The 20,137-nt window shown below is 68.7% G+C and carries 21 protein-coding genes and 1 tRNA gene; 8 read left to right on the top strand and 14 right to left on the bottom strand.

The window, feature by feature from the left end:
• The first annotated feature begins 129 nt into the window (after positions 1–129).
• From NPA30_RS04490 to NPA30_RS04460, 7 genes are all read left to right on the top strand, one after another.
• Positions 130–1,116 (top strand): GntR family transcriptional regulator, encoded by a 987-nt coding sequence (locus tag NPA30_RS04490; RefSeq protein WP_256801165.1) that lies wholly within the window; start codon positions 130–132, stop codon positions 1,114–1,116.
• Positions 1,113–1,814, top strand: a complete 702-nt coding sequence (locus NPA30_RS04485) for a creatininase family protein (RefSeq protein WP_256801164.1) — start codon at positions 1,113–1,115, stop codon at positions 1,812–1,814. The genes NPA30_RS04490 and NPA30_RS04485 overlap by 4 nt, the downstream gene beginning before the upstream one ends.
• The gene (locus tag NPA30_RS04480; protein WP_256801163.1) at positions 1,811–2,848 is read left to right on the top strand and encodes a ketopantoate reductase family protein; all 1,038 of its coding nucleotides are present in this window, start codon (positions 1,811–1,813) and stop codon (positions 2,846–2,848) included. Before NPA30_RS04485 ends, NPA30_RS04480 begins: the two co-directional genes overlap by 4 nt.
• Entirely contained in the window at positions 2,845–3,603 is a 759-nt protein-coding gene (locus tag NPA30_RS04475) for an SDR family NAD(P)-dependent oxidoreductase (protein ID WP_256801162.1), read from the top strand. Before NPA30_RS04480 ends, NPA30_RS04475 begins: the two co-directional genes overlap by 4 nt.
• Positions 3,600–4,991, top strand: a complete 1,392-nt coding sequence (locus tag NPA30_RS04470) for a dipeptidase (protein WP_256801161.1) — start codon at positions 3,600–3,602, stop codon at positions 4,989–4,991. The genes NPA30_RS04475 and NPA30_RS04470 overlap by 4 nt, the downstream gene beginning before the upstream one ends.
• The gene (locus NPA30_RS04465; protein ID WP_256801160.1) at positions 4,988–6,328 is read left to right on the top strand and encodes an amidase; all 1,341 of its coding nucleotides are present in this window, start codon (positions 4,988–4,990) and stop codon (positions 6,326–6,328) included. The genes NPA30_RS04470 and NPA30_RS04465 overlap by 4 nt, the downstream gene beginning before the upstream one ends.
• Positions 6,329–6,427: 99 nt before the next feature.
• A tRNA-Pro gene (locus NPA30_RS04460) sits at positions 6,428–6,504 on the top strand.
• Between the two features lie 50 nt (positions 6,505–6,554).
• Here the strand turns inward: NPA30_RS04460 and NPA30_RS04455 are convergent.
• The 7 genes from NPA30_RS04455 to NPA30_RS04425 all read right to left on the bottom strand — a co-directional run bounded on the left by NPA30_RS04455 (position 6,555) and on the right by NPA30_RS04425 (position 12,552).
• Entirely contained in the window at positions 6,555–8,075 is a 1,521-nt protein-coding gene (locus tag NPA30_RS04455) for a GGDEF domain-containing protein (protein WP_256801159.1), read from the bottom strand.
• A 223-nt stretch (positions 8,076–8,298) separates the two neighbouring features.
• Entirely contained in the window at positions 8,299–8,850 is a 552-nt protein-coding gene (locus tag NPA30_RS04450; RefSeq protein WP_256801158.1) for a MerR family transcriptional regulator, read from the bottom strand.
• 23 nt (positions 8,851–8,873) lie between these two features.
• A complete protein-coding gene (locus NPA30_RS04445) occupies positions 8,874–9,227 on the bottom strand; it encodes an integration host factor subunit alpha (RefSeq protein ID WP_256801157.1) in 354 nt (117 codons plus the stop codon).
• Positions 9,228–9,336: 109 nt separating this feature from the next.
• Positions 9,337–10,299, bottom strand: coding sequence for a beta-ketoacyl-ACP synthase III (locus tag NPA30_RS04440; RefSeq protein WP_256801156.1), 963 nt, complete (start codon positions 10,297–10,299; stop codon positions 9,337–9,339).
• Complete coding sequence (plsX, locus tag NPA30_RS04435; protein WP_372338755.1) at positions 10,300–11,331, bottom strand: phosphate acyltransferase PlsX; 1,032 nt, start codon at positions 11,329–11,331, stop codon at positions 10,300–10,302.
• A 117-nt stretch (positions 11,332–11,448) separates the two neighbouring features.
• Positions 11,449–12,027, bottom strand: coding sequence for a YceD family protein (locus NPA30_RS04430; protein WP_256801154.1), 579 nt, complete (start codon positions 12,025–12,027; stop codon positions 11,449–11,451).
• A 3-nt stretch (positions 12,028–12,030) separates the two neighbouring features.
• The gene (locus NPA30_RS04425; RefSeq protein ID WP_256801153.1) at positions 12,031–12,552 is read right to left on the bottom strand and encodes a ubiquinol-cytochrome C chaperone family protein; all 522 of its coding nucleotides are present in this window, start codon (positions 12,550–12,552) and stop codon (positions 12,031–12,033) included.
• 194 nt (positions 12,553–12,746) lie between these two features.
• Between NPA30_RS04425 and NPA30_RS04420 the strand changes: the two genes are divergently transcribed.
• Positions 12,747–13,241, top strand: coding sequence for an outer membrane protein assembly factor BamE (locus tag NPA30_RS04420; RefSeq protein WP_372338741.1), 495 nt, complete (start codon positions 12,747–12,749; stop codon positions 13,239–13,241).
• Between the two features lie 81 nt (positions 13,242–13,322).
• Here NPA30_RS04420 and NPA30_RS04415 read toward each other — a convergent pair whose 3' ends face one another.
• The 7 genes from NPA30_RS04415 to nrdR all read right to left on the bottom strand — a co-directional run bounded on the left by NPA30_RS04415 (position 13,323) and on the right by nrdR (position 20,128).
• Positions 13,323–15,473: a sodium-translocating pyrophosphatase gene (locus NPA30_RS04415; RefSeq protein ID WP_256801152.1), complete on the bottom strand. Its 2,151-nt coding sequence runs from the start codon at positions 15,471–15,473 to the stop codon at positions 13,323–13,325.
• 135 nt (positions 15,474–15,608) lie between these two features.
• Positions 15,609–16,847: an MFS transporter gene (locus NPA30_RS04410; protein WP_256801150.1), complete on the bottom strand. Its 1,239-nt coding sequence runs from the start codon at positions 16,845–16,847 to the stop codon at positions 15,609–15,611.
• A complete protein-coding gene (gene nusB / locus NPA30_RS04405; RefSeq protein WP_256801149.1) occupies positions 16,844–17,329 on the bottom strand; it encodes a transcription antitermination factor NusB in 486 nt (161 codons plus the stop codon). Before nusB ends, NPA30_RS04410 begins: the two co-directional genes overlap by 4 nt.
• Positions 17,330–17,333: 4 nt before the next feature.
• Positions 17,334–17,783 carry a 6,7-dimethyl-8-ribityllumazine synthase gene (locus NPA30_RS04400; protein WP_256801148.1) on the bottom strand — a complete coding sequence of 150 codons (450 nt, stop codon included), beginning with the start codon at positions 17,781–17,783 and terminating at the stop codon, positions 17,334–17,336.
• Positions 17,784–17,875: 92 nt separating this feature from the next.
• Positions 17,876–18,487: a riboflavin synthase gene (locus NPA30_RS04395; protein ID WP_256801147.1), complete on the bottom strand. Its 612-nt coding sequence runs from the start codon at positions 18,485–18,487 to the stop codon at positions 17,876–17,878.
• On the bottom strand, positions 18,487–19,608 hold the full coding sequence (ribD, locus tag NPA30_RS04390; protein ID WP_256801146.1) for a bifunctional diaminohydroxyphosphoribosylaminopyrimidine deaminase/5-amino-6-(5-phosphoribosylamino)uracil reductase RibD: 1,122 nt from the start codon (positions 19,606–19,608) through the stop codon (positions 18,487–18,489). The genes NPA30_RS04395 and ribD overlap by 1 nt, the downstream gene beginning before the upstream one ends.
• On the bottom strand, positions 19,601–20,128 hold the full coding sequence (gene nrdR, locus NPA30_RS04385) for a transcriptional regulator NrdR (protein ID WP_256801145.1): 528 nt from the start codon (positions 20,126–20,128) through the stop codon (positions 19,601–19,603). The genes ribD and nrdR overlap by 8 nt, the downstream gene beginning before the upstream one ends.
• Between the last annotated feature and the right edge of the window lie 9 nt (positions 20,129–20,137).

Genomic DNA, 20,137 nt, shown 5'->3' with positions numbered 1-20,137 from the left:
AGTTCGGATGCATCCGCTGCCCAGATTTTGAGCTGTTAAGCCCGTTATTTGCGCATTTTCGGCCGGACCAGCTGCCTTGTGAAGCACGCGAAGACCGTGCTACCGCTCCATAACAGTTGGAGCGCTTCGATGAACTTCCACATCGATCGGGATCTGCCCGTCCCCATTCGGCTGCAGCTGAAGGGGCTCATCGAATACGGCGTCGCCTGCGGCGAGTTGAAGGCGGGCGAAGCCCTGCCCTCCGTCCGCGACCTCGCCGAGCGCATCTCCGTCGCGCCGATGACGGTGAGCCAGGTGTATCGCGAGTTGAAGGCCGCCGGCGTGATCGAGGCGCGGCCGGGCTCGGGCACCTTCGTCGCGAACACGCGCCAGGCTCGGCTGGCCGCCCGGCCCGAGGCGGTGCAGCTGCGCCAGCACATCGATTCGCTGATCGACGAGGGTCTGGCCATGGGCATCCGCGCCAGCGACCTCGCCTCGCTCGTCAACGCCCGGATGTTCTACCGCGCCAGTCTCGGGCGCCGCGTCTCGGTGATCATGGTCGGGCTGTTCCCGGAGGCAACCGCGAGCTACGCCCGCTTCATCGCCTCCCGGCTCGGCGAAACTGCCACAGTCGAGCCCCTGACGGTCGAGGCGATCCAGCGACGGCCGGAGGTGAAGGTGCGGGCCGAGGCTGCCGACCTCGCCATCACCTTCGTCAATCGCCAGCGCGAGGTCGCAGCGCTCCTGCCGAACACCAAGGTCGTCTCGATCCGCTTCATCCCATCGGAGGAGACGCGGCGCGCCCTCGCCTCGCTCGACCCGCTCCTCAAGCTCGGCGTGATCTCGCGCTTTCCCGACTTCCTGCCGATCATGAAGGCAGGCGTGCAGCGCTTTGCCCCGCACGTGCCCGACATCACCGCCGCCACGCTCGACGCGCCCGAGATGGAGCCCCTGATCGAGCGCTGCGACGTCATCGTCTATGCGAGCGGCGCGGAAGGCGTCTTGCAGCGCTTCGGACCGGAGCGCCCGGCCATCGAATATCGCCACATTCCCGATCCCGCCGACATCGAGCGGATCGTCCAGCCGCTGCTCAGGGGCAGCGACGACCCATCTTCCGAGGAAAGGCAAGCATCATGAAGATTTCCGACACCAACTGGCATCAGATCGAGGCCTATCTGAAGACCGACGACCGCGCGATCCTGCCGCTCGGCTCCACCGAGCAGCACGCCGGCCTGTCGCTCTCGGTGGATTCGATCCTGTCGGAGAAGGTGGCGCTCGATGCCGCCGAGCCGCTCGGCATTCCGGTCTTTCCGGTCCAGGCCTACGGCGTCACGCCGTACTTCCTCGCCTATCCCGGCTCGATCTCGCTGCGCATCGAAACCTATGTTCGGGTGGTGCGCGACATCCTCGACTGCCTGAAGCGCCAGGGCTTCAAGCGCATCCTCATCGTCAACGGCCATGGCGGCAACCAGCCGGCGGGCAGCCTTGCGATCGAGTGGATGGCCGACAATCCGGGCTGCGCGGTGAAGTTCCACAACTGGTGGAACGCGCCGAAGACCTTCGCCAAGGTGCAGGAGGTCGACACGGTCGCCTCGCACGCGTCCTGGATGGAGAACTTCCCCTGGACCCGGCTCGAGGGGGTCACGCAGCCCTCGCAGATGAAGCCGATGATCGAGTTCGACCGGATGCGGGTGATGGACCCGCAGGCGGTGCGCAGCTATCTCGGCGACGGCAATTTCGGCGGGTACTACGAGAAGCCGGACGCCGAGATGCTGGCCATCTGGGAGGTCGCCGTCGCCGAGACGCGCGCGCTGATGGAAGGGCCCTGGGCGTGAGCGAGCCGATCCTGATCTGGGGTGCCGGCGCGATCGGCGGCACCCTTGGCGCGGCGTTCCTGCGCGCCGGCGAGGAGGTGGTCTTCGTCGACAACGCCGAGGCGCACGTGCAGGCGATCAACGCGAAGGGCCTGTCGATCGCCGGCCCGATCTTCGAAGACACCGTTCGGGCTCCGGCCGTCCTTCCTTCGGACCTCGAGGGCACCTTCTCCCGTGCGTATCTGTGCGTGAAGGCGCACCACACCGACGCGGCCGTGCGCGATCTCCTGCCGCATCTCGCCGCGGACGGCTACGTCGTCTCGGCACAGAACGGCCTCAACGAGCAAGTGATCGCCGAAGTCGTCGGGCTCGAACGCACCATCGGTTGCTTCGTCAATTTCGGCGCGGACTACCTCGAGCCGGGCCTCGTCCACTACAGCGGCAGGGGCGCGGTCGTGATCGGCGAGATGGACGGCTCGAAGAGCGTACGCGTCGAGGCGATCTTCGACCTCCTCAAACGCTTCGACGAGCGCGCGATCCTCACCGACAACATCGAGGGCTATCTCTGGGGCAAGCTGATCTACGGCGCGCTTCTCTTCGGCACGGCGGTCACCGACGACAGCATTGCCGACATCCTCGACGACCCGCGCCACCGCCCGGTGCTGACGCGCCTCGCGCACGAAGTCGGCGCAGTCGCGCTGGCGGCCGACATCCGGACCGAGGCCTTCAACGGCTTCGACCCCACGGCCTTCCTGCCGACCGCTCCGGCAGAAGAGACCAGCCGCTCCTTCGACGAGATGGTGGCGCACAACCGGCGCTCGCTGAAGTCGCATAGCGGCATCTGGCGCGATCTCGCCGTGCGCAAACGCAAGACCGAGGTCGATGCGCAGCTCGGGCCGATCCTCGACTACGGCGCGATGCACGGGGTCGCGACCCCGATCACGACACGGCTGATCGCCATGATCCACGAGATCGAGGACGGAACGCGCCCGCTGGTCCGCGAGAACCTCGACGAGCTTGCGACGATCGGGACTGCACGGGAGACGGCAGCATGAGCTTCAATTTCGACGGCCGGACCGCGCTCGTCACCGGTGCGGCCCACGGGTTTGGCCGAGCCATCGCCGTCGCCTTCGCCGCACGCGGCGCCAGAGTGATCGCCTGCGACATCCTCGAGGACAAGCTCGCCGAGACGGCGTCGCTTGCCGGCGAGGCCTGCAGCGCCCACCGGCTCGACGTCACCGACCGGGCGGCGATCGGCCGGCTGGCGGGCGAACTGACCGGTGCGGACGGAGCGGTCGACATTCTCGTCAATTGCGCCGGCGGCGTGCTGGGGCAGGTCGGGCGGCCGCTGGAGGAAATCTCGCAGGGCGACTGGGAGGCGATCTTCGCGGTCAACCTCTCGGGCGCCTTCTACCTGTCCCAGGCGCTCGCTCCCGCGATGAAGCGTCGGCGCTTCGGCCGGATCGTCAACATCTCCTCCGGTGCCGGCCTCGGCATCAGCCTCACCGGCATCCAGGCCTATGCCAGCGCCAAGGCCGGCCAGATCGGCCTCACCCGCCAGCTGGCGCACGAGCTCGGTGCCTGGAACATTACGGTCAACAACGTCGCGCCCGGCTTCGTGCGCTCCAACCCGACGACCGAGCGGCAGTGGGAGGCGATGGGCGAAGAGGGGCAGGCGAAGCTCATCCAGAACATCGCGCTGAAGCGCCTCGGCACGCCCGACGACATCGCAAACGCGGTGATGTTCTTCGCGTCCGAGGCGGCTGGCTGGATCTCGGGTCAGGTGCTCAGCGTGGACGGCGGCAAATGAGCGACGCGGTCGAGGCCTATCTCCTGGAGCGCGAGGCGGAGTCGATCGAGGAACTGAAGATCCTCTGCCGCATCCCGAGCGTCAGCACCGATCCCGCCTACCGCGACGGCATAGCCGAGGCGAGCAACCTCCTCGCCGAGCGGCTGCGGCGCGCCGGCTTCCCGATCGTCGATCTCGTCGAGACCGGCGGCCACCCGGCGATCGTCGCCGAATGGTGCACGGTGCCGGGCAAGCCGACGGTGCTCGTCTACGGGCACTACGACGTTCAGCCGCCCGATCCCCTGGACAAGTGGACGACGCCCCCCTTCGAACCGGATATTCGGGACGGTCGCCTCTATGCGCGCGGCGTGTCCGACGACAAGGGCCCGGCGCTGATCCCGATCCTCGTCGCCGAAGCCTTCGGCAAGATCGAGGGCGGCCTGCCGCTCAATCTCAAGATCATCCTCGAAGGCGAGGAGGAGTCTGGCAGTCCGAACTTCGAGCCGACCGTCGCGCGTCTCAAAGAGCGCCTCGCGGCGGATCTCGTCGTGTCGGCCGACGGCGCGATGTGGCGGGCCGACCTGCCGTCCGTCACCGTCGCGAGCCGCGGGCTCGTCGCGCTCGACGTGACGCTGAGCGGCGCCGCCAAGGACCTCCACTCCGGCCGCCACGGCGGCAGCGCGCCGAACCCGATCCGCGCCCTGACCCGGATGCTGGCATCGCTGCACGACGCCGACGGGATGGTCACCGTGCCGGGCTTTGCCGACGCGGCGACGCCGCCCGATCCGGCCATCCTCGATGCCATCCGGGCCGCCGGCTTCGACCCCGGCGCCTATTTCGACGGCATTGGCGCGCCCCGCCCGGACCCGCTGCCGGACGCGGAGACGCTCCTCATCCGGCAATGGCTGATCCCGACGCTCGAGTTCAACGGCATCGGCGGTGGCTACCAGGGCGCCGGCACCAAGACCGTGATTCCCTCCTCGGCCTTCGTGAAGATCACCTGCCGCCTGGTGGCAGGCCAGGAGCCGGATGCGGTGATCGCGGCGATCAAGCGACACCTCGAGGCGGTCAAACCGACCGGCTATACGCTCGAGGTGAAGCGCCACGGTCCGGGCAGCAGGGCCTTCGCCCTCGATCCCGACCTGCCGGCGCTGCGCGTCGTCGAGGATCTGTTCGGGGAGCTTCTCGGGGCGAAGCCGCTTCGTGTCGCCATGGGCGCGACCATCCCGATCGGCGCGGTGTTCCGCAAGCACCTCGATTGCGGCATGGTGTTCTTCTCGTTCTCGACCTCAGACGAGGATTACCACGCGCCGAACGAGTTCTTCCGGCTCGAGAACTTCCGCAAGGGGATGGTCGGCTGGGCCCGTCTCCTGCAGCGGCTCGCGGCGACGGAGATGCGGGCCGCATGAGCGAGAACACGGCCGGTCTTGGCGTTCGCGCGCTCGGCGAGGCTTACCGTACCGGCCGTCTCACGCCGCGGGCGGTCGTGGAGGCCGCCCTCGCCCGCATGGCGCGGCTGGAGCCGCGGCTGAACGCCTTCGCCGAGCCGATGCGCGAGGCGGCGCTCGCCGAGGCCGATGCGCGTGCGCAGGAGATGGCCGACGGGCGCGACCGCGGCCCGCTGCACGGCGTGCCGATCGCGATCAAGGACCTGATCGAGGTCGCGGGCACGCCGACCGGCTATGGCAGCCAGGTTCGCCAGCCGGCGATGGCCGCCGATGACGCCTTGCTGGTCGCCCGACTGCGGACCGCCGGCGCCGTGATTCTCGGCAAGACCAATCTCCTCGAATACGCCTATGGCGTCGCCCACCCTAAGATCGGCCAGACCAACAATCCGCACGACCCCAGCCGGACCTCGGGTGGCTCCAGCGGCGGGTCTGCCGCGGCCGTCGCCGCCGGCATCGTGCCGCTCGCCATCGGCACCGACACCGGCGGGTCGATCCGCATTCCAGCCGCTTATTGCGGCATCGTCGGGCTGAAGCCGAGCTTCGGCCTCGTGCCGCTCGGCGGGGTGTTTCCCCTGTCCTGGTCGCTCGACCATGCCGGCCCGCTGGCCCGGTCGGTCGACGATTCGGCATTGGCGCTTGCCGGCCTTGTCGGACAGCCGATGCCGCTCGCGCCTCTCCCGCTCACCGGCCTGCGCATCGGCGTCGTCCGCCGTCACTTCGATATGGCGGTGGTTTCGCCGGGCGTGCGGCGGGCCGCCTCCGAGGCACTCGGGGCGCTGTCCGAGCGGGGTGCGACATTGGTCGACATCTCGCTTCCCAGGCTCGAGGACGCCAACCGCGACCTCGTCACGGTGCTCTTGCCGGAGGCGACGCTGATCCATGCCGACCTCTACGCCGAGAACCCGGACGGCTACGCGCCGGGCACCCGCTCGCAGATCGAGGCCGGCTTGCGCTTGCCCGCCATCGATTATGTGCGGGCCCAGCGTCGCCGTGCGCAACTGCGCGAGTCGGTGGAGGCGCTGTTCGCAACGGTCGACGTTCTTGCCAGTCCGAGCGTGCCCTTCGTCGCTCCCCACGAGGACCCGGAGTTCGTCGAGGGCGAAGAGGGCGAGGTCCTGGCCAGCGGCCTTGCCAACATGACCGGCCATCCCGCGATCAGCCTCCCCTGCGGCCTCAGCGACGGTCTGCCGGTCGGCCTGCAGCTGATGGGGCCGCTCGGTGCGGATGCGCGGCTGCTGTCGATCGCGGCTGCGGTGGAGGCCGTGATCGACGGTTGTCCCCCGCCGCCGCTGGACTGAAGCGCGCCGCCGCCCGGCCGTGACTTGCCGCGCCCCGCGTTCCGGATCAGCCGATTCGGCTTGCGTCCGATCCCTGTTTTCACTAGGTGTTTGCGGCGTCGGAGCGTAGCGCAGCCTGGTAGCGCACCTGAATGGGGTTCAGGGGGTCGGAGGTTCAAATCCTCTCGCTCCGACCAGTCTCACCAAAATCGGAAAGCCTCTTTGCAAGCCGGGCAATCGGCCGTGGTCACGCAGCGCTCTCGACCGTCAGCGTCCGCACCATCTCGCTTCGATTGCGGCCGAGCCGTTTTGCCCGATAGAGCGCCTGGTCGGCCGCAGCCACCAGATCGCTGGCACTGCCGTGACCATCGGAATCGGCACGCCAGGTTGCGCCTCCGATGCTGACGGTGACATAGGCCTGCCTGTCGACGGGTTCGCGCTGCAGCCGCAGCTCCAGCACCGCGAATCGGATGCGCTCTGCGACCACGCGGGCGCTGAACTCGCCGGTGTCCGGCAGGATCACGGCGAACTCTTCGCCGCCGTAGCGCGCGACGAAGTCGGCCGGCCGTTGCAGACAGCGCCGGAAGGCCTCCCCGAGCGCCTGCAGACAGGCATCGCCGGCCTGATGGCCGTGCGTGTCGTTGAACAGCTTGAAGTGGTCGACGTCGATCAGGAGGAGCGAGAGGGGGCGCTGCAGGTTGCCGGCCCGCTCCCAGCTGGCGCGCAGCTCCTCGTCGAAGCTGCGGCGGTTGCTGAGGCGTGTCAGCGCATCTTCGCCGGCAAGGACGGAGTAGCGCTTCTCGGAGGAGCGGGCTTCGGCCACCTGATCGATCAGCCGGAAGCCGCAATACGCGAGGAGGCCTGCGATCGCCACGCTGATCGCCATGCCGACGACCAGCTCCCGCAGCCAGTGCGACAGGACGCTCGACGGAGTCACGCCGGTGAACACGATCGCGGGAAACGAACCGGCATGGCTGAAGCCCCACAGGCGCTCGACGCCGTCGATGGGCGAGTTGAGTCGCAGCGTGCCCGAGGTCTGCGGCAGCACCTGCGTGCGCCAGACGTCGTCCATGACGCTGCGCCCGATGTCGCCGGGTATGGTCGGATAGCGGGCGAGAAGCGTTCCGTCTCCGGAGAAGAGCGAGACGATCAGGCCAGGCTGGCGCGCGAACACCTTGTAGAAATCGGCGAAATAGGCACTGCGGACGGTGGCCACGAGCACGCCCCCAAAGCTGCCGTCGCGCCGGGTCAGGCGCCGGGCCACCGGCAGGATCCAGCGGCCGTCGCCGGCGCTTTCGATCGGCCGGCCGAAGACGATGTCGGTCCCGTAGCCGTCGCGCAGCTGCGCGAAGAAGTCGGTCTTCGAGACGTCGTACCAGTCCGGGACCTGCAAGTCGGACGACAGCTTGAGCTTGCCGCTCTGGTCGAAGGCGGCGACGCTGCGGATGCGGGGCGCCTGGCGGAGCTGCGCGGCGAGCGACTGGCCGAGCGCCCAGATGTCGGGCGATCCGCCGTCAGCGGCATCCAGCGTCTCGGCGAGGCCGGTGAGGACGACGTCGATCGTCTCGAGCGTGTCGTTCGCATGTTGCGACAGGGCCTGCGCCGTCAGCTGCGCGCCTTCTTCGGCCTTCCCCAGGGTGCTGTCGCGGACGTTGAACTCGTAGGCGAGGACGAGCAGCGGAAAGGCCACGCAGACGACGCACACGAAGACACGCAGCCCCACGACGAGCGGGTCCGTTCCGCGCGAGACCACCTGCTTCGACTGCATCCCGTCCCTCCGATCCCAATCAGGCTAGCAAGGAGAACGAAAACACTTTCCTAAGATGCTCAATGACGCTTTCGATCAGCTCCGAGAAAATTGGCGCTGGCTTTCGAAGAACCTGCGCGAATGGCCGCTGCGGGCCTGTCCGTGCGCACGACCGACGCTGGACAAGACTTCCCCGAGCCGGACGAACCGGCTTTGCAGCGATAGGGATGGCGAAAGGCGCGCCTCAGCGGACCTGGTCGAGCAGCCGCTTGCATTCGAGGAGGTCCATGATGACCTCCTGCAGCTTGTCGGTCGCCTCGCGCGGAAGAGTTTCGGCGCCCCGCTCGCGGCGCATGAGGCTGGCAAAGCTCTTGCGGCGTTCGGCCGGCGGAAGCGCGTCGGCCGCGAGAAGATCGGCGTCCGCTACGCCGCTCGGGGCGGGGACGTCGGCTGCGGCCGGCTCGTCCGTATCTGCGGAGGCGGCCGGGGGCGGCGTCTGCACGCGGTCGAGAAGACCGAAATCGCCGGCGCCGATCGCCATGACGAAGCGGTTGCCGTTTTCCTTCAGGATCCGCTGGACACCGCGGATCGTGAAGCCCTTGACGTAGAGAAGGTGGCGAATGCCCTTCAGCAGTTCGACGTCGTCGGGCCGATAGTAGCGTCGACCCCCGCCCCGCTTCATCGGCTTGATCTGCGCGAAGCGCGTCTCCCAGAAGCGGAGCACGTGCTGCGGCAGGTCCAGATCCTCCGCGACCTCGCTGATGGTGCGGAAGGCGTCGACGCTCTTGTCACTCATGTTCGTGGGTCAACCGACTGTCGTCACTCGGCCGCGCGCAGAAGCTCGGCCGCTTCGCCGTCGTCCTCCGGCTTGCGCTCGCAATGAGCCGAAAGGATCTTTTCCTTCATCACGTTCGACGGCTTGAAGATCGCCACGCGCCGGGGCGAGATCGGCACTTCCTCACCCGTCTTCGGGTTGCGTCCGATCCGCTCGTTCTTCTCGCGCACGAGGAAGGAGCCGAACGAGGAGATCTTCACGGACTCGCCGCGTGCGATGGTGGAACAGATCTCCTCGAGCACTGTTTCAACGAGGTAAGCTGATTCGGTCCGCGATAGACCGATCTTCCGGAAGACCGCCTCTGCCAAATCGGCTCGCGTGACCGTCTTGTCTCCCATACGTGTCCCCTACCACCAGTGCGCGTCCATGCAGCACCGCCCCCGCGGCTGCAGCGGACAAGGCCAATCAACCATACGCCAACGCCGACCTTAATCAAGTTTCAAAAACTCACCAGCGCAGCAGGACCGCGCCCCAGGTGAAGCCGCCGCCCATCGCCTCGAGCATCACGAGATCGCCGCGGCGCACGCGCCCGTCGCGCACGGCCGCGTCGAGCGCCAGCGGAATGGAGGCGGCCGAGGTGTTGCCGTGCCGGTCCACCGTCACCACCACCTTCTCCATCGGAATGCCGAGCTTCTTGGCCGACGCTTCGATGATCCGACGGTTCGCCTGGTGCGGCACGAACCAGTCGAGGTCGTCAGCCGCCACGCCGGCTGCCGCGAAGCAGTCCTCGATGACGTCGGTGATCATGCCGACGGCATGCTTGAAGACCTCCCGGCCTTCCATCCGCAGCTTGCCGACCGACCCGGTCGTCGACGGCCCGCCGTCGACGTAGAGCTTCTCCTCGTGCGACCCATCGGCGCGAAGCCGGGACGCGATGATGCCATGGTCGCCGCTCTCGGCCTGCAGGACCACCGCGCCTGCCCCGTCGCCGAAGAGCACGCAGGTCGTGCGATCCTCCCAGTCGAGGATGCGCGAGAAGGTCTCGGCGCCGATGACCAGCGCGCGCCGCGCCATCCCGCTCTTCAGGTACAAATCCGCCGTGGTGAGCGCGTAGACGAAGCCCGAGCAGACCGCGGCGACGTCGAAAGCAAAGCCGCCGTGGATGCCGAGCCGGTGCTGGACCTGCACGGCCGAGGCGGGAAAGGTGTTGTTGGGAGTCGCGGTGGCGAGCACGATGAGGTCGATGTCGTCAGGCACGAGGCCGGCGGCCTCGAGCGCGCGGCGGGCCGCGCCTTCGGCGAGCGACACCGTCGTCTCGTCCTCGCTCGCGATGTAGCGGGTCCGGATGCCGGTGCGCTGCTGGATCCACTCGTCGGACGTCTCGACGACGCCCTCAAAGTCGAGATTCGACATCATCCGCTTCGGCAGCACCGAGCCGGTGCCGAGGATGACCGATCGGAGGTCACTCATTCAGCGGCGCTCCGATGCGTCCGGGGCAGCGCTGTCGGACAGACGCAGATTGAACTCATGCAGATCCTTCTCGATCTTCTGCCGCAGGCCGTGCCGGGCCATCGCATGGGCGAGGTCGATAGCCGCCGCGATGCCCTCGGCGTCGGTGCCGCCGTGGCTCTTGATGACGACGCCGTTCAGCCCGAGGAAGACGCCGCCATTGACCTTGCGCGGATCCATCTTGTCGCGCAGGCGGTCGAAGGCGCTCTTGGCGAGTATGTAACCGAGCTTGGCGAGCAGCGTGCGGCTCATCGCCGCGCGCAGATAGGCGGCGATCTGCTTGGCCGTCCCCTCGGCGGTCTTGAGCGCGACATTGCCGGTGAACCCTTCGGTGACGACGACGTCGACGGTGCCCTTGCCGAGATCGTCGCCCTCGACGAAACCGCGGTAATCGAGACCCGCGATCTCCGATTCCTTGAGAAGCCGGCCGGCTTCGCGGATCTCGTCCTGACCCTTCACCTCCTCGACGCCGATGTTGAGGAGACCGATGGTCGGCCGCTCGATCTGAAACAGCGCGCGAGCCATCGCCGCGCCCATCACCGAGAAGTCGATCAGCTGCTGTGCGTCCGCGCCGATCGTCGCGCCGACGTCGAGTACGATGCTCTCACCGCGCAGCGTCGGCCAGATCGCCGCGATCGCCGGCCGCTCGATATTCGCCATGGTGCGCAGGCAGAATTTGGCCATCGCCATCAGCGCGCCGGTGTTGCCGGCCGACACCGCGACATCCGCCTCACCGAGCTTGACCGCCTCGATGGTGCGCCACATCGAAGACTTGTTGCGCCCCTGACGAAGCGCCTGCGACGGCTTGTCATCCATCCGCACCGCCACGTCGCAGTGCTGGAAGGTGGAAGCCTCGCGCAGCTTCGGGTGCCGGTCGAGCACCGGCATGACGGCATCCTCTCGACCGAAGATCACGAAGCGTAGCTCCGGACGGCGCTGCAGGGCGATCTCGGCGCCGGGAATGACGACGCTCGGGCCGTGGTCGCCGCCCATCGCATCCAGGGAGACCGTGATATCGGAAGATCGCTGCACTGAACTCACTCTCGGGTCGCCGCCACCGGCAGCGGCGCGAAGATAGCCGCTTTGCCGCACGTGGCAACCATCGCCATCTCAGTCGTCGGGGGTATCGCCGCTCTGGAGCCGGGCGAGGCCGGCAAAGGGCGAAACCTTGCCGCCGTCCGGTTCTGGATCGGTATCGACCGCCTCGAAGTCGACGCCGGCCGCGCGCGGATAGGGATCGAGGGCGAGCGCCAGAAGCTCGGTCAGGATCTCGCCGAGCTCGATGCGGTCGCCGGTGAAGTGCTCCGGTGCGTCGTCGCCCTCCGGATCGAGATCGAGCTCGGTGCCGCCCAGCGAGTCGAGCCGCTTCGGCCGGCCCGGCTCGGGCAGGAAGCGCAGGTCGACGGCCTCGTCGATCGACTGCGGCACCGGCTCCAGCGTCACCACACACGTCTGCACGACCTCAGCCCGCAGCCGGCCCATGACGCGCGCGCCCTCCCCCCGCCAGGGCTGCGCACGCAGATCGGCCGTCATCCGCTCGACCTTCGGTATGCCGAGACGGGCGGCGAGCGCTCCACGCTCGTCTTCGTCCGCCTCGAAGACCACCGGCGCGCCCTCCTTTGGAAGGCTGCGCACCCGTACATGCACGTCGAGGGGCGTGCCGGTTTCGGCAGATGCAGAGGACGACATCGCTCAGACCTCGCTCGACAGATGGCCGCTCAGGATCCGGTCGTCGCCGAGCGCCCTCAGTTCGCTGTTACGCTTCAACATATAGGATGCGATGTCGCGGGCGGCATCCGGGCTCGACTCCGGCACGGCGATCCGCGCGGCGAGCGCTCGAGCCAGCGCGTCCCGGTCCTCGGCTTCCAGCGGAGAATCATAGGCGTCGGCCCGCGCGTAGAACATCGCCGCCAGCCGCTTCATGCGCTTGGGCACCGATTGGTCGCCGATGCCGAGTTCGCGGATGGAACCATCGAGATCGGTCATGAAGCGGTCGACGAGGTCCTGCGCGAGAGGCTGCAGGGCCGCTACGCGCTTGCAGCGGAACAGCACGAGGAAGACGTGGATCGAGAGGGCCTCGAAGCGCCCCATCACCGTGTCCGGAATGGCCATCTGCGTGAACAGGCAGGGCTGACGCGACTGCTCGACGATCTGCGCGTAAAGCGCGTCGACGATCTCGCGATTGCGCCGCCTGATCCTGAACCGCTCGAACATTCCACCCGCCGTCGTGCCGAGCGCCTCGCCTCGCACGACCGCCCCGCGATTGCAACGCGTGCCCGACTGCTTTACTCAAGCCCTGCCCTTTTCCCGGGCACCCGTTGCGCCGCCGACCCGTTGCGGTCGCTGACGCCAAAAGGACGCATTCGCGTCGATGGTAATCCCGGCCGTGTTGGTGAGGACCTGAGGAGATGTCGAGCGTGTTCCGTGCTGTTCGTATCCAGTTGCCGCTGCTCGCATCCTCGGCCTTGGCGATGTCGCTCATGATGACCGGCTGCAACACCGCCGAGACCTTCAACCAGGGCTATGTCATCGACGAGCAGCAGCTGTCGCTCGTCCCCGTCGGATCAAGCCGGGAGCAGGTCCTGCTGGCACTCGGATCGCCATCGACCACCGCCACCTTCGACAACGAGGTGTTCTACTACATCTCGCAGAAGCGGGTTCGCCCGGTCGCCTTCATGCGGCCGCACATCGTCGACCAGCACGTGCTGGCGGTGTATTTCGACAAGGACGGCAGGGTCGAGCGGCTGGCCAACTACGGCCTGCAGGACGGCAAGGTCTTCGACTTCGTCTCGCGCACCACCGCCACCGGCGGCAAGGATGCCAGCTTCCTCGGCGGCCTCCTCTCCGACGAAGGCCCGAACAACAGCAGCATCGTCGACACGCTTACCAACCAGAAGCGCTGAGCGTCGAGCCCAGAGCGCTCGCGCTGCATCCGCTCCAGGCACGGGCCGCCAGGCCCGCGCCGGTGTCGGCGGCGTTCGACCTCAGCCGTGCGCGAGCACGGCGAGAAGCAGGAGCGCGACGATGTTGGTGATCTTGATCGCCGGATTGACCGCCGGCCCGGCGGTGTCCTTGTAGGGGTCGCCGACGGTGTCGCCGGTCACCGAGGCCTTGTGCGCATCCGAGCCTTTGAAGTGCCGCGCGCCCGAACTGTCGACGAAGCCGTCCTCGAAGCTCTTCTTCGCATTGTCCCAGGCGCCGCCGCCGGAGGTCATCGAGATCGCGACGAAGAGGCCGGTGACGATGACGCCGAGCAGCATCGCGCCCAGCGCCGAGAAGGCCTCGCTCTTGCCGGCAATCAGGTCGACGGCGAAGAAGACCACGATCGGCGCCAGCACCGGCAGCAGCGACGGGACGACCATCTCGGCAATCGCCGCACGCGTCAGCATGTCGACGGCACGGGCATAGTTCGGCCGCTCGGTCCCCTCCATGATGCCGGGCGCCTCCTTGAACTGCCGCCGCACCTCGATCACCACCGCCTGCGCGGCCCGCCCGACGGCGGTCATCGCGATGCCGCCGAACAGGAAGGGGATGAGACCGCCGAGGAGAAGGCCGACCACCACGAAGGGATTGGTCAGCGCGAAGTCGGGCGTCACGTCCCTGAAGTAGGCAAAGCCGTTGCCCGCCTGCGCCTCACGCACGAAGTACTCGAGATCGTAGTTGTAGGCGGCGAACAGGACGAGGGCGCCGAGGCCGGCTGAGCCGATGGCGTAGCCCTTGGTGACCGCCTTCGTGGTGTTGCCGACCGCGTCGAGCGCGTCGGTGGACTTGCGCACCTCCGGCGGAAGACCCGCCATCTCCGCGATGCCGCCGGCATTGTCGGTGACGGGCCCGAAGGCGTCGAGCGCCACGATCATGCCCGCGATGCCGAGCATCGAGGTCACCGCGATCGCCGTCCCGTAGAGCCCGGAGAGCTGATAGGTCGAGACGATGCCCGCGACGATCACCAGCGTCGGCAGCGCCGTCGCCTCCAGCGAGACGGCGAGGCCCTGGATGACGTTGGTGCCGTGGCCGGATACCGATGCCTGGCTGATCGAGCGCACCGGGCGGAACCCGATGCCTGTGTAGTACTCGGTGATCCACACGATCAGCGCCGTCACCGCAAGACCGATGACGCCGCAGATGAAGAGGTCGAGCCCGTTGATCACGGTGCCGGCGCTGCTCTGGCCGACATCGCCGAAGCCGACGGTCTGCCAGGTGGCCAGGCCGAGGCCGAGGATCGACAGGAGCGAGGTCGCCCACAGGCCCTTGTAGAGCGCGCCCATGATCGAGCCGTTGGTGCCGAGCCGCACGAAGAAGGTGCCGACGATCGAGGTGACGATGCAGGCCCCGCAGATGGCGAGCGGATAGACCATGGCCGTCTCCACCCGGTCGCTGCCGGCAAAGAAGATCGCGCCGAGCACCATCGTCGCGACGACGGTCACCGCATAGGTCTCGAACAGGTCCGCCGCCATGCCGGCGCAGTCGCCGACATTGTCGCCCACGTTGTCGGCGATGGTGGCCGGGTTGCGCGGATCGTCCTCGGGAATGCCGGCCTCGACCTTGCCGACGAGGTCGCCGCCGACGTCGGCGCCCTTGGTGAAGATGCCGCCGCCGAGGCGGGCGAAGATCGAGATCAGGGATGCGCCGAACCCGAGCGCCACCAGACCGTCGATCACCGACCGGTCGGACGGCGCGAGGCCGAACGATCCGGTCAGCACGAAGAAGTAGGCGGCGACGCCGATCAGCGCGAGACCGGCCACGAGCATGCCGGTGATGGCGCCCGACTTGAAGGCGATGCCGAGGCCGGCGGCGAGCGAACGCGACGCGGCCTGCGCGGTGCGCACGTTCGCCCGCACGGACACGTTCATGCCGATGAAGCCGGCGAGGCCGGACAGAACGGCCCCGATGAGGAAGCCGGCGGCGGCATAGGCCGAAAGCAGCGCCCAGCAAAGCACGAAGACGATCGCGCCGACCACCGCGATGGTGGTGTACTGGCGCGTCAGATAGGCGGTGGCCCCCTCGCGGATGGCCCCGGCGATCTCCTGCATGCGGGCGTTGCCCGCATCGGAGGCCAGCACCGACTGGGTGGCCCAGACGGCATAGACGATCGACAGGACCCCGCACGCGATCACGAGCAACAGAACTGTACTCATAGGCCTCCCTCACCCTCCTCGGCCGGTGCATTGCCGGCCGTTCGCTTTGCCTCCACCGACGGCTCGAAGGAGCCTGCAGGCGACAGCGAGGGGAGGTTACCTGAGGGTAAACCCTCGTCAAGCTGACGTAAGGTTCTATGCCGCCCGTGCGAGACGGCGCCGAGCGGTGGCATACTCCGCGGCGAGAACGACGAGGCAGAGGGCGGCGATCGGGTAGACGGCGAGGTTCATTGCCGCCCAGCCGGCCGCGCTCAGCACGCGCCCGGAGAGAAACGAGGCGGCGGCGACCGAGCCGAACAGGACGAAGTCGTGAAACCCCTGCGCCTTGCTCTTCTCCGACGCGCGATAGCTCTCGGCGACGAGCGCGGTCGAGCCGATGAAGCCGAAGTTCCAGCCGAGGCCGAGCAGGATGAGACCGACCCAGAAGTTCCAGACGGCCAGGCCCGACAGCGAGACCGTGGCGCTGGCCGCGATGAGCACGAGGCCTGTCGCGATCACCGCGTGCTTGCCGAAGCGCTGGATCAGCCGGCCGGTGACGAAGCTTGGCGCGAACATTGCGAGCACGTGCCACTGGATGCCGAGGAAGCTGACGTCGACCGGCAGGCCGCAGCCGACGATGGCAAGCGGCGCGCCGGTCATCACGAAGCTCATCAGCGCGTAGCTGCCGACCGCGCAGACGAGGCCCGCGACGAAGTGCGGCTGGCGCAGGATCGCCCCGAGCGGGCGGGCCGGTGCGAGATTCTCGCCCGCATCGGTGTCGGCCGCCTCGGGCACGCGCAGCAGCGACAGGATCAGCACGCCGGCGAGCGACAGCGCGACGAGACCGGCGAACGCACCGGCGAACGGGATCGGCAGGAAGGCATCCCGGAAGAGGCGCACCAGCTGCGGCCCGATGACCGCCGAGAACAGGCCGCCGGTGAGGACGATTGAAACGGCGCGCGGCCGCAGCGGCACCGCGAGGCCGTCGAGTGCGGCGAAGCGGTACTGCTGCACGAAAGCGGCGCCGAAGCCGATCGCCATCAGCGACGCGGCGAACGGCCAGAAGCCAGCCGCGAAGAGCGACAGCGCCGCTGCCAACCCGCCGATTCCGGTGACCAGGGCGCCGGCCATCAGCCCGTAGCGCCGCCCGATGGCGCGCATCAGTGCGGCGGCCGGCAGCGCCCCGAGCGCGACGCCGAGGTTGAAGCCCGTCACGGGCAGTGTCGCGAGGTCCTTCGCATCGCCGAGCAACCAGAGGCCGGCGAGACCGCCCGAGGCGATCGTCACCGGCGCGGCGGCGCCGACGACGGCCTGCGCGGCCGCAAGGACATAGGCGTTGCGGTAGGCCCCGCGGCCGGCCAGCGGCGCTCCCGGGGCGCCCGGGACCGCGGTCACGAGGTGCCCCGGCCCTCGCCGCGCACGCGCCGTGCGATCCGGTCGAGCACGGCATTGACCAGCGGCGGCTCGTCCTCGGTGTAGAAGGCGCGGGCGATGTCGACATATTCGGTGACGATGACCGCCACAGGCACGTCCTTGCGGTGGCCGATCTCGTAGGCGCCGGCCCGCATGATGGCCCGCAGGGTCGTGTCGAGGCGCGCCAGCGGCCAATCGGCCGTTAGCGAGGTGTGAATCAGAGGATCGATTTCGGTCTGGTTGCGCACCACGCCGGACACGACGTCGCGGAACCACGCGGCATCCGCCTCGCGGTACTGGTCGCCGTCGACCTCGCGGCCGAGCCGGAAGCTCTCGTATTCCGACACGGTCTCGAGCAGCGTCGTGCCGCCGACATCCATCTGGTAGAGCGCCTGAACGGCGGCGAGACGCGCGGCGCCCCGCTTGTTGGCGGGACGCGGAACGCGAGGCGCGGCATCCGACATGGCGTCAGGCTCCCAGCTTGCGGCGGAGCGCGATCATCGCCAGTGCCGCCTCAGCGGCGCCACCGCCCTTGTCCTTGTCGCCACGGCGGGCCCGCACCAGCGCCTGCTCCTCGCTCTCGACCGTGAGGATGCCGTTGCCGATCGCCAGGCTCTCGTCGACCGACAGTGCGGTCAGCGCCCGGGCCGACTCGTTGGCGACGATCTCGAAGTGGTAGGTCTCGCCGCGAATGACGCAGCCGAGCGCGACGAAGCCGTCATAGTCGACGCCGTCTTCGTTCGCGCCGTCGAGTGCGAAGCTGATCGCGGCGGGAATTTCCAGCGCGCCGGGCACCGTCACGACGTCATAGGTGGCGCCGGCCGCATCGAGCCGTGCCGTGGCACCCTCGAGCAGATGGTCGGCGATGTGGTCGTAGAAGCGGGCCTCGACGATCAGGAGGTGCGGCTGGGTGGACATGGCGGACTTTCGAAACAGCGGACGGCGGCGCGACGGACGCGAGGCGATCCGAGCGATGAGCGGGCGGGCGAATTACGGAAAGCGACGGCTTCTCAACGCGAGGTGTCGCCGAACAGGCGCTCGGCATAGCGCGCAATCTGATCGACCTCAAGATTGACGCTGTCGCCGACCTGCCGCTCGCCCCACGTCGTCACCTCCAGCGAGTGGCGGATGAGGAGCACGTCGAACCGGTGGCCCTCGACGGAGTTGACCGTGAGCGAGGTGCCGTCGAGGCAGACGGAGCCCTTGCGGGCCACGAAGCGCGACAGCTCGGACGGTGCCTCGATGCGGAAGCGCACCGCCTCGCCTTCCGGCTCGACCGCAACGATAGTCGCCGTACCGTCGACATGACCGGAGACGAGGTGGCCGCCGAGCTCGTCGCCGAGCTTCAGCGAACGTTCGAGATTGATCCGCGTGCCTTCGGCCCACCCGCCGGCGGTCGTCAGCCGCAGCGCCTCCTCCCAGGCCTCGACCTCGAACCAGCGATCGTTCGCGCCGGCCTCGGGTAGAGCGGTGACCGTCAGGCAGACGCCGGCGCACGCGATCGAAGCACCGAGCGCGATCGTATCCGGCTCGTAGGTGGTCGCAACGCGGAAGCGGCGGCCGACATCGAGGTCTCGCACGCTCGCGATGCGGCCGATGTCGGTGACGATGCCGGTGAACATCATCGATCCTTTCGTGTGAAGGCATACATGCGATCGGCCCCGTAGCAGGCTTCCCGCTCGAGCCGGAAATCGCGACGGGCCGACGTCAGATCAAGTGGCGCCGCGATGCCGCCTGGTCCGATGGCGTGCGGACCGACGAGGAGCACCAGCCGATCGACCAGTCCCTGATCGAGGAACGCCGCGGCGGTGCGGCGTCCGCCCTCGACCAGCACGCTCGCGATGCCGCGCGCGGCGAGATCCTCCAGGAGTTCCGGCAGCGCCACCAGGCCGGTGGCGGGGTCGGCCTCGCAGGCGATGAAGTCGCAGCCGGCGGTGGCGAGCGCCCGGCGTTGCGCCGCCGGAGCCGCGCCGAGCGTCGCGAAGGCGGTGGGCACTTCGCGCGCCGTTGCGGCGAGCCGTGACGTCGGCGGGGTTCGCAAGCCGGGGTCGATGACGATGCGCAGCGGCGAGCGGTCGGCCAGCCCCGGGAGCCGGCAGGTCAGCTGAGGATCGTCCTCCAGCACGGTGCCGACCCCCACCAGCACCGCGTCGTGCCGCGCCCGCAAGAGATGCGTCTGGGCGTTGGCGACCGGACCCGTGATCGCGATCGGCCCGGCCCCGATCCGGCCGAGGCAGCCATCGGACGACAGCGCGAGCTTCAGCGTGACCTCGGCGCGCTTGCGGGTCAGCCGGCAGAGATAGCCGGACATGGGACGGCCTGCGTCGGCCGCCATCACACCGGGTGTCACCGCGAGTCCGGCCGCGGTGAGGATCGCATGGCCCCGGCCGCTGACTCGCGGATCGGGATCGGCCGCCGCCGAGACGACGCGCGCGATGCCGGCGGCGACCAGTGCTTCGGCGCAGGGCGGCGTGCGGCCGTGATGGGCGCAGGGCTCGAGCGTGACATAGGCGGTGGCGCCGCGGGCACGCGCGCCGGCCTCGGCGAGGGCCTGCGTCTCGGCGTGCGGCCGGCCGCCCTCGGCCGTCACGCCCCGCCCGACGATCACCGGGCCATCGCCGTCGTCGCGCACGATCAGCGTCGCGACCGAGGGGTTCGTGCCGGTCAGTCCGACATGCCGCTCGGACAGACGGATCGCCGCGGCCATGAACCGGCGGTCCAGCTCGGACGGACCCTCAGGCATCGCGCATCGGTTCGCCAGCGGCCTCGCGCGGATCCTCCTCGTCCGGATCCACCGGCGGTGCGCGTTGAGGCCCCTGCGACAGCTCGCCGATCAGGGCGGCAAAGTCCCGCGCCTCGCGGAAGTCCCGATACACCGACGCGAAGCGCACATAGGCGACGTCGTCGAGGCCTCGCAGCGCCTCCATCACCAAGAGGCCGATCTGGTCGGAGGTCACCTCCGCCTCGCCCGTCGACTCGAGCTGGCGCACGATGCCCGAGATCAGACGCTCCACCCGCTCTGGATCGACCTGGCGCTTGCGCAACGCCACCTGAACCGAACGGGCGAGCTTGTCGCGGTCGAACGGCACGCGCCGGCCCGACTTCTTCAACACCGTCAGCTCGCGCAGCTGCACCCGCTCATAGGTCGTGAACCGGCCGCCGCAGTCTGGGCAAACGCGACGCCGGCGGATCGCCCCGCCGTCCTCGGCGGGGCGCGAGTCCTTCACCTGCGAGTCCTGTGACCCGCAATAGGGGCAGCGCATGGCGGTCCG

The organism is Mangrovibrevibacter kandeliae (genome assembly GCF_024519155.1).
In the GTDB taxonomy this organism is placed as follows: Bacteria; Pseudomonadota; Alphaproteobacteria; order Rhizobiales; family Rhizobiaceae; genus Mangrovibrevibacter; species Mangrovibrevibacter kandeliae.
The sequence above is the reverse complement of the archived record's forward strand: the minus strand, read 5'-3'. Positions and strand labels throughout refer to the sequence as shown.

Coding starts and splice junctions, on each gene's coding strand:
- NPA30_RS04490 (WP_256801165.1), top strand. CDS start 130: ATGAACTTCCACATCGATCGGGATCTGCCCGTCCCCATTCGGCTGCAG.
- NPA30_RS04485 (WP_256801164.1), top strand. CDS start 1,113: ATGAAGATTTCCGACACCAACTGGCATCAGATCGAGGCCTATCTGAAG.
- NPA30_RS04475 (WP_256801162.1), top strand. CDS start 2,845: ATGAGCTTCAATTTCGACGGCCGGACCGCGCTCGTCACCGGTGCGGCC.
- NPA30_RS04470 (WP_256801161.1), top strand. CDS start 3,600: ATGAGCGACGCGGTCGAGGCCTATCTCCTGGAGCGCGAGGCGGAGTCG.
- NPA30_RS04465 (WP_256801160.1), top strand. CDS start 4,988: ATGAGCGAGAACACGGCCGGTCTTGGCGTTCGCGCGCTCGGCGAGGCT.
- NPA30_RS04455 (WP_256801159.1), bottom strand. CDS start 8,075: ATGCAGTCGAAGCAGGTGGTCTCGCGCGGAACGGACCCGCTCGTCGTG.
- NPA30_RS04450 (WP_256801158.1), bottom strand. CDS start 8,850: ATGAGTGACAAGAGCGTCGACGCCTTCCGCACCATCAGCGAGGTCGCG.
- NPA30_RS04445 (WP_256801157.1), bottom strand. CDS start 9,227: ATGGGAGACAAGACGGTCACGCGAGCCGATTTGGCAGAGGCGGTCTTC.
- NPA30_RS04440 (WP_256801156.1), bottom strand. CDS start 10,299: ATGAGTGACCTCCGATCGGTCATCCTCGGCACCGGCTCGGTGCTGCCG.
- plsX (WP_372338755.1), bottom strand. CDS start 11,331: ATGGGCGGCGACCACGGCCCGAGCGTCGTCATTCCCGGCGCCGAGATC.
- NPA30_RS04430 (WP_256801154.1), bottom strand. CDS start 12,027: ATGTCGTCCTCTGCATCTGCCGAAACCGGCACGCCCCTCGACGTGCAT.
- NPA30_RS04425 (WP_256801153.1), bottom strand. CDS start 12,552: ATGTTCGAGCGGTTCAGGATCAGGCGGCGCAATCGCGAGATCGTCGAC.
- NPA30_RS04420 (WP_372338741.1), top strand. CDS start 12,747: ATGTCGAGCGTGTTCCGTGCTGTTCGTATCCAGTTGCCGCTGCTCGCA.
- NPA30_RS04415 (WP_256801152.1), bottom strand. CDS start 15,473: ATGAGTACAGTTCTGTTGCTCGTGATCGCGTGCGGGGTCCTGTCGATC.
- nusB (WP_256801149.1), bottom strand. CDS start 17,329: ATGTCGGATGCCGCGCCTCGCGTTCCGCGTCCCGCCAACAAGCGGGGC.
- NPA30_RS04400 (WP_256801148.1), bottom strand. CDS start 17,783: ATGTCCACCCAGCCGCACCTCCTGATCGTCGAGGCCCGCTTCTACGAC.
- NPA30_RS04395 (WP_256801147.1), bottom strand. CDS start 18,487: ATGTTCACCGGCATCGTCACCGACATCGGCCGCATCGCGAGCGTGCGA.
- ribD (WP_256801146.1), bottom strand. CDS start 19,608: ATGCCTGAGGGTCCGTCCGAGCTGGACCGCCGGTTCATGGCCGCGGCG.
- nrdR (WP_256801145.1), bottom strand. CDS start 20,128: ATGCGCTGCCCCTATTGCGGGTCACAGGACTCGCAGGTGAAGGACTCG.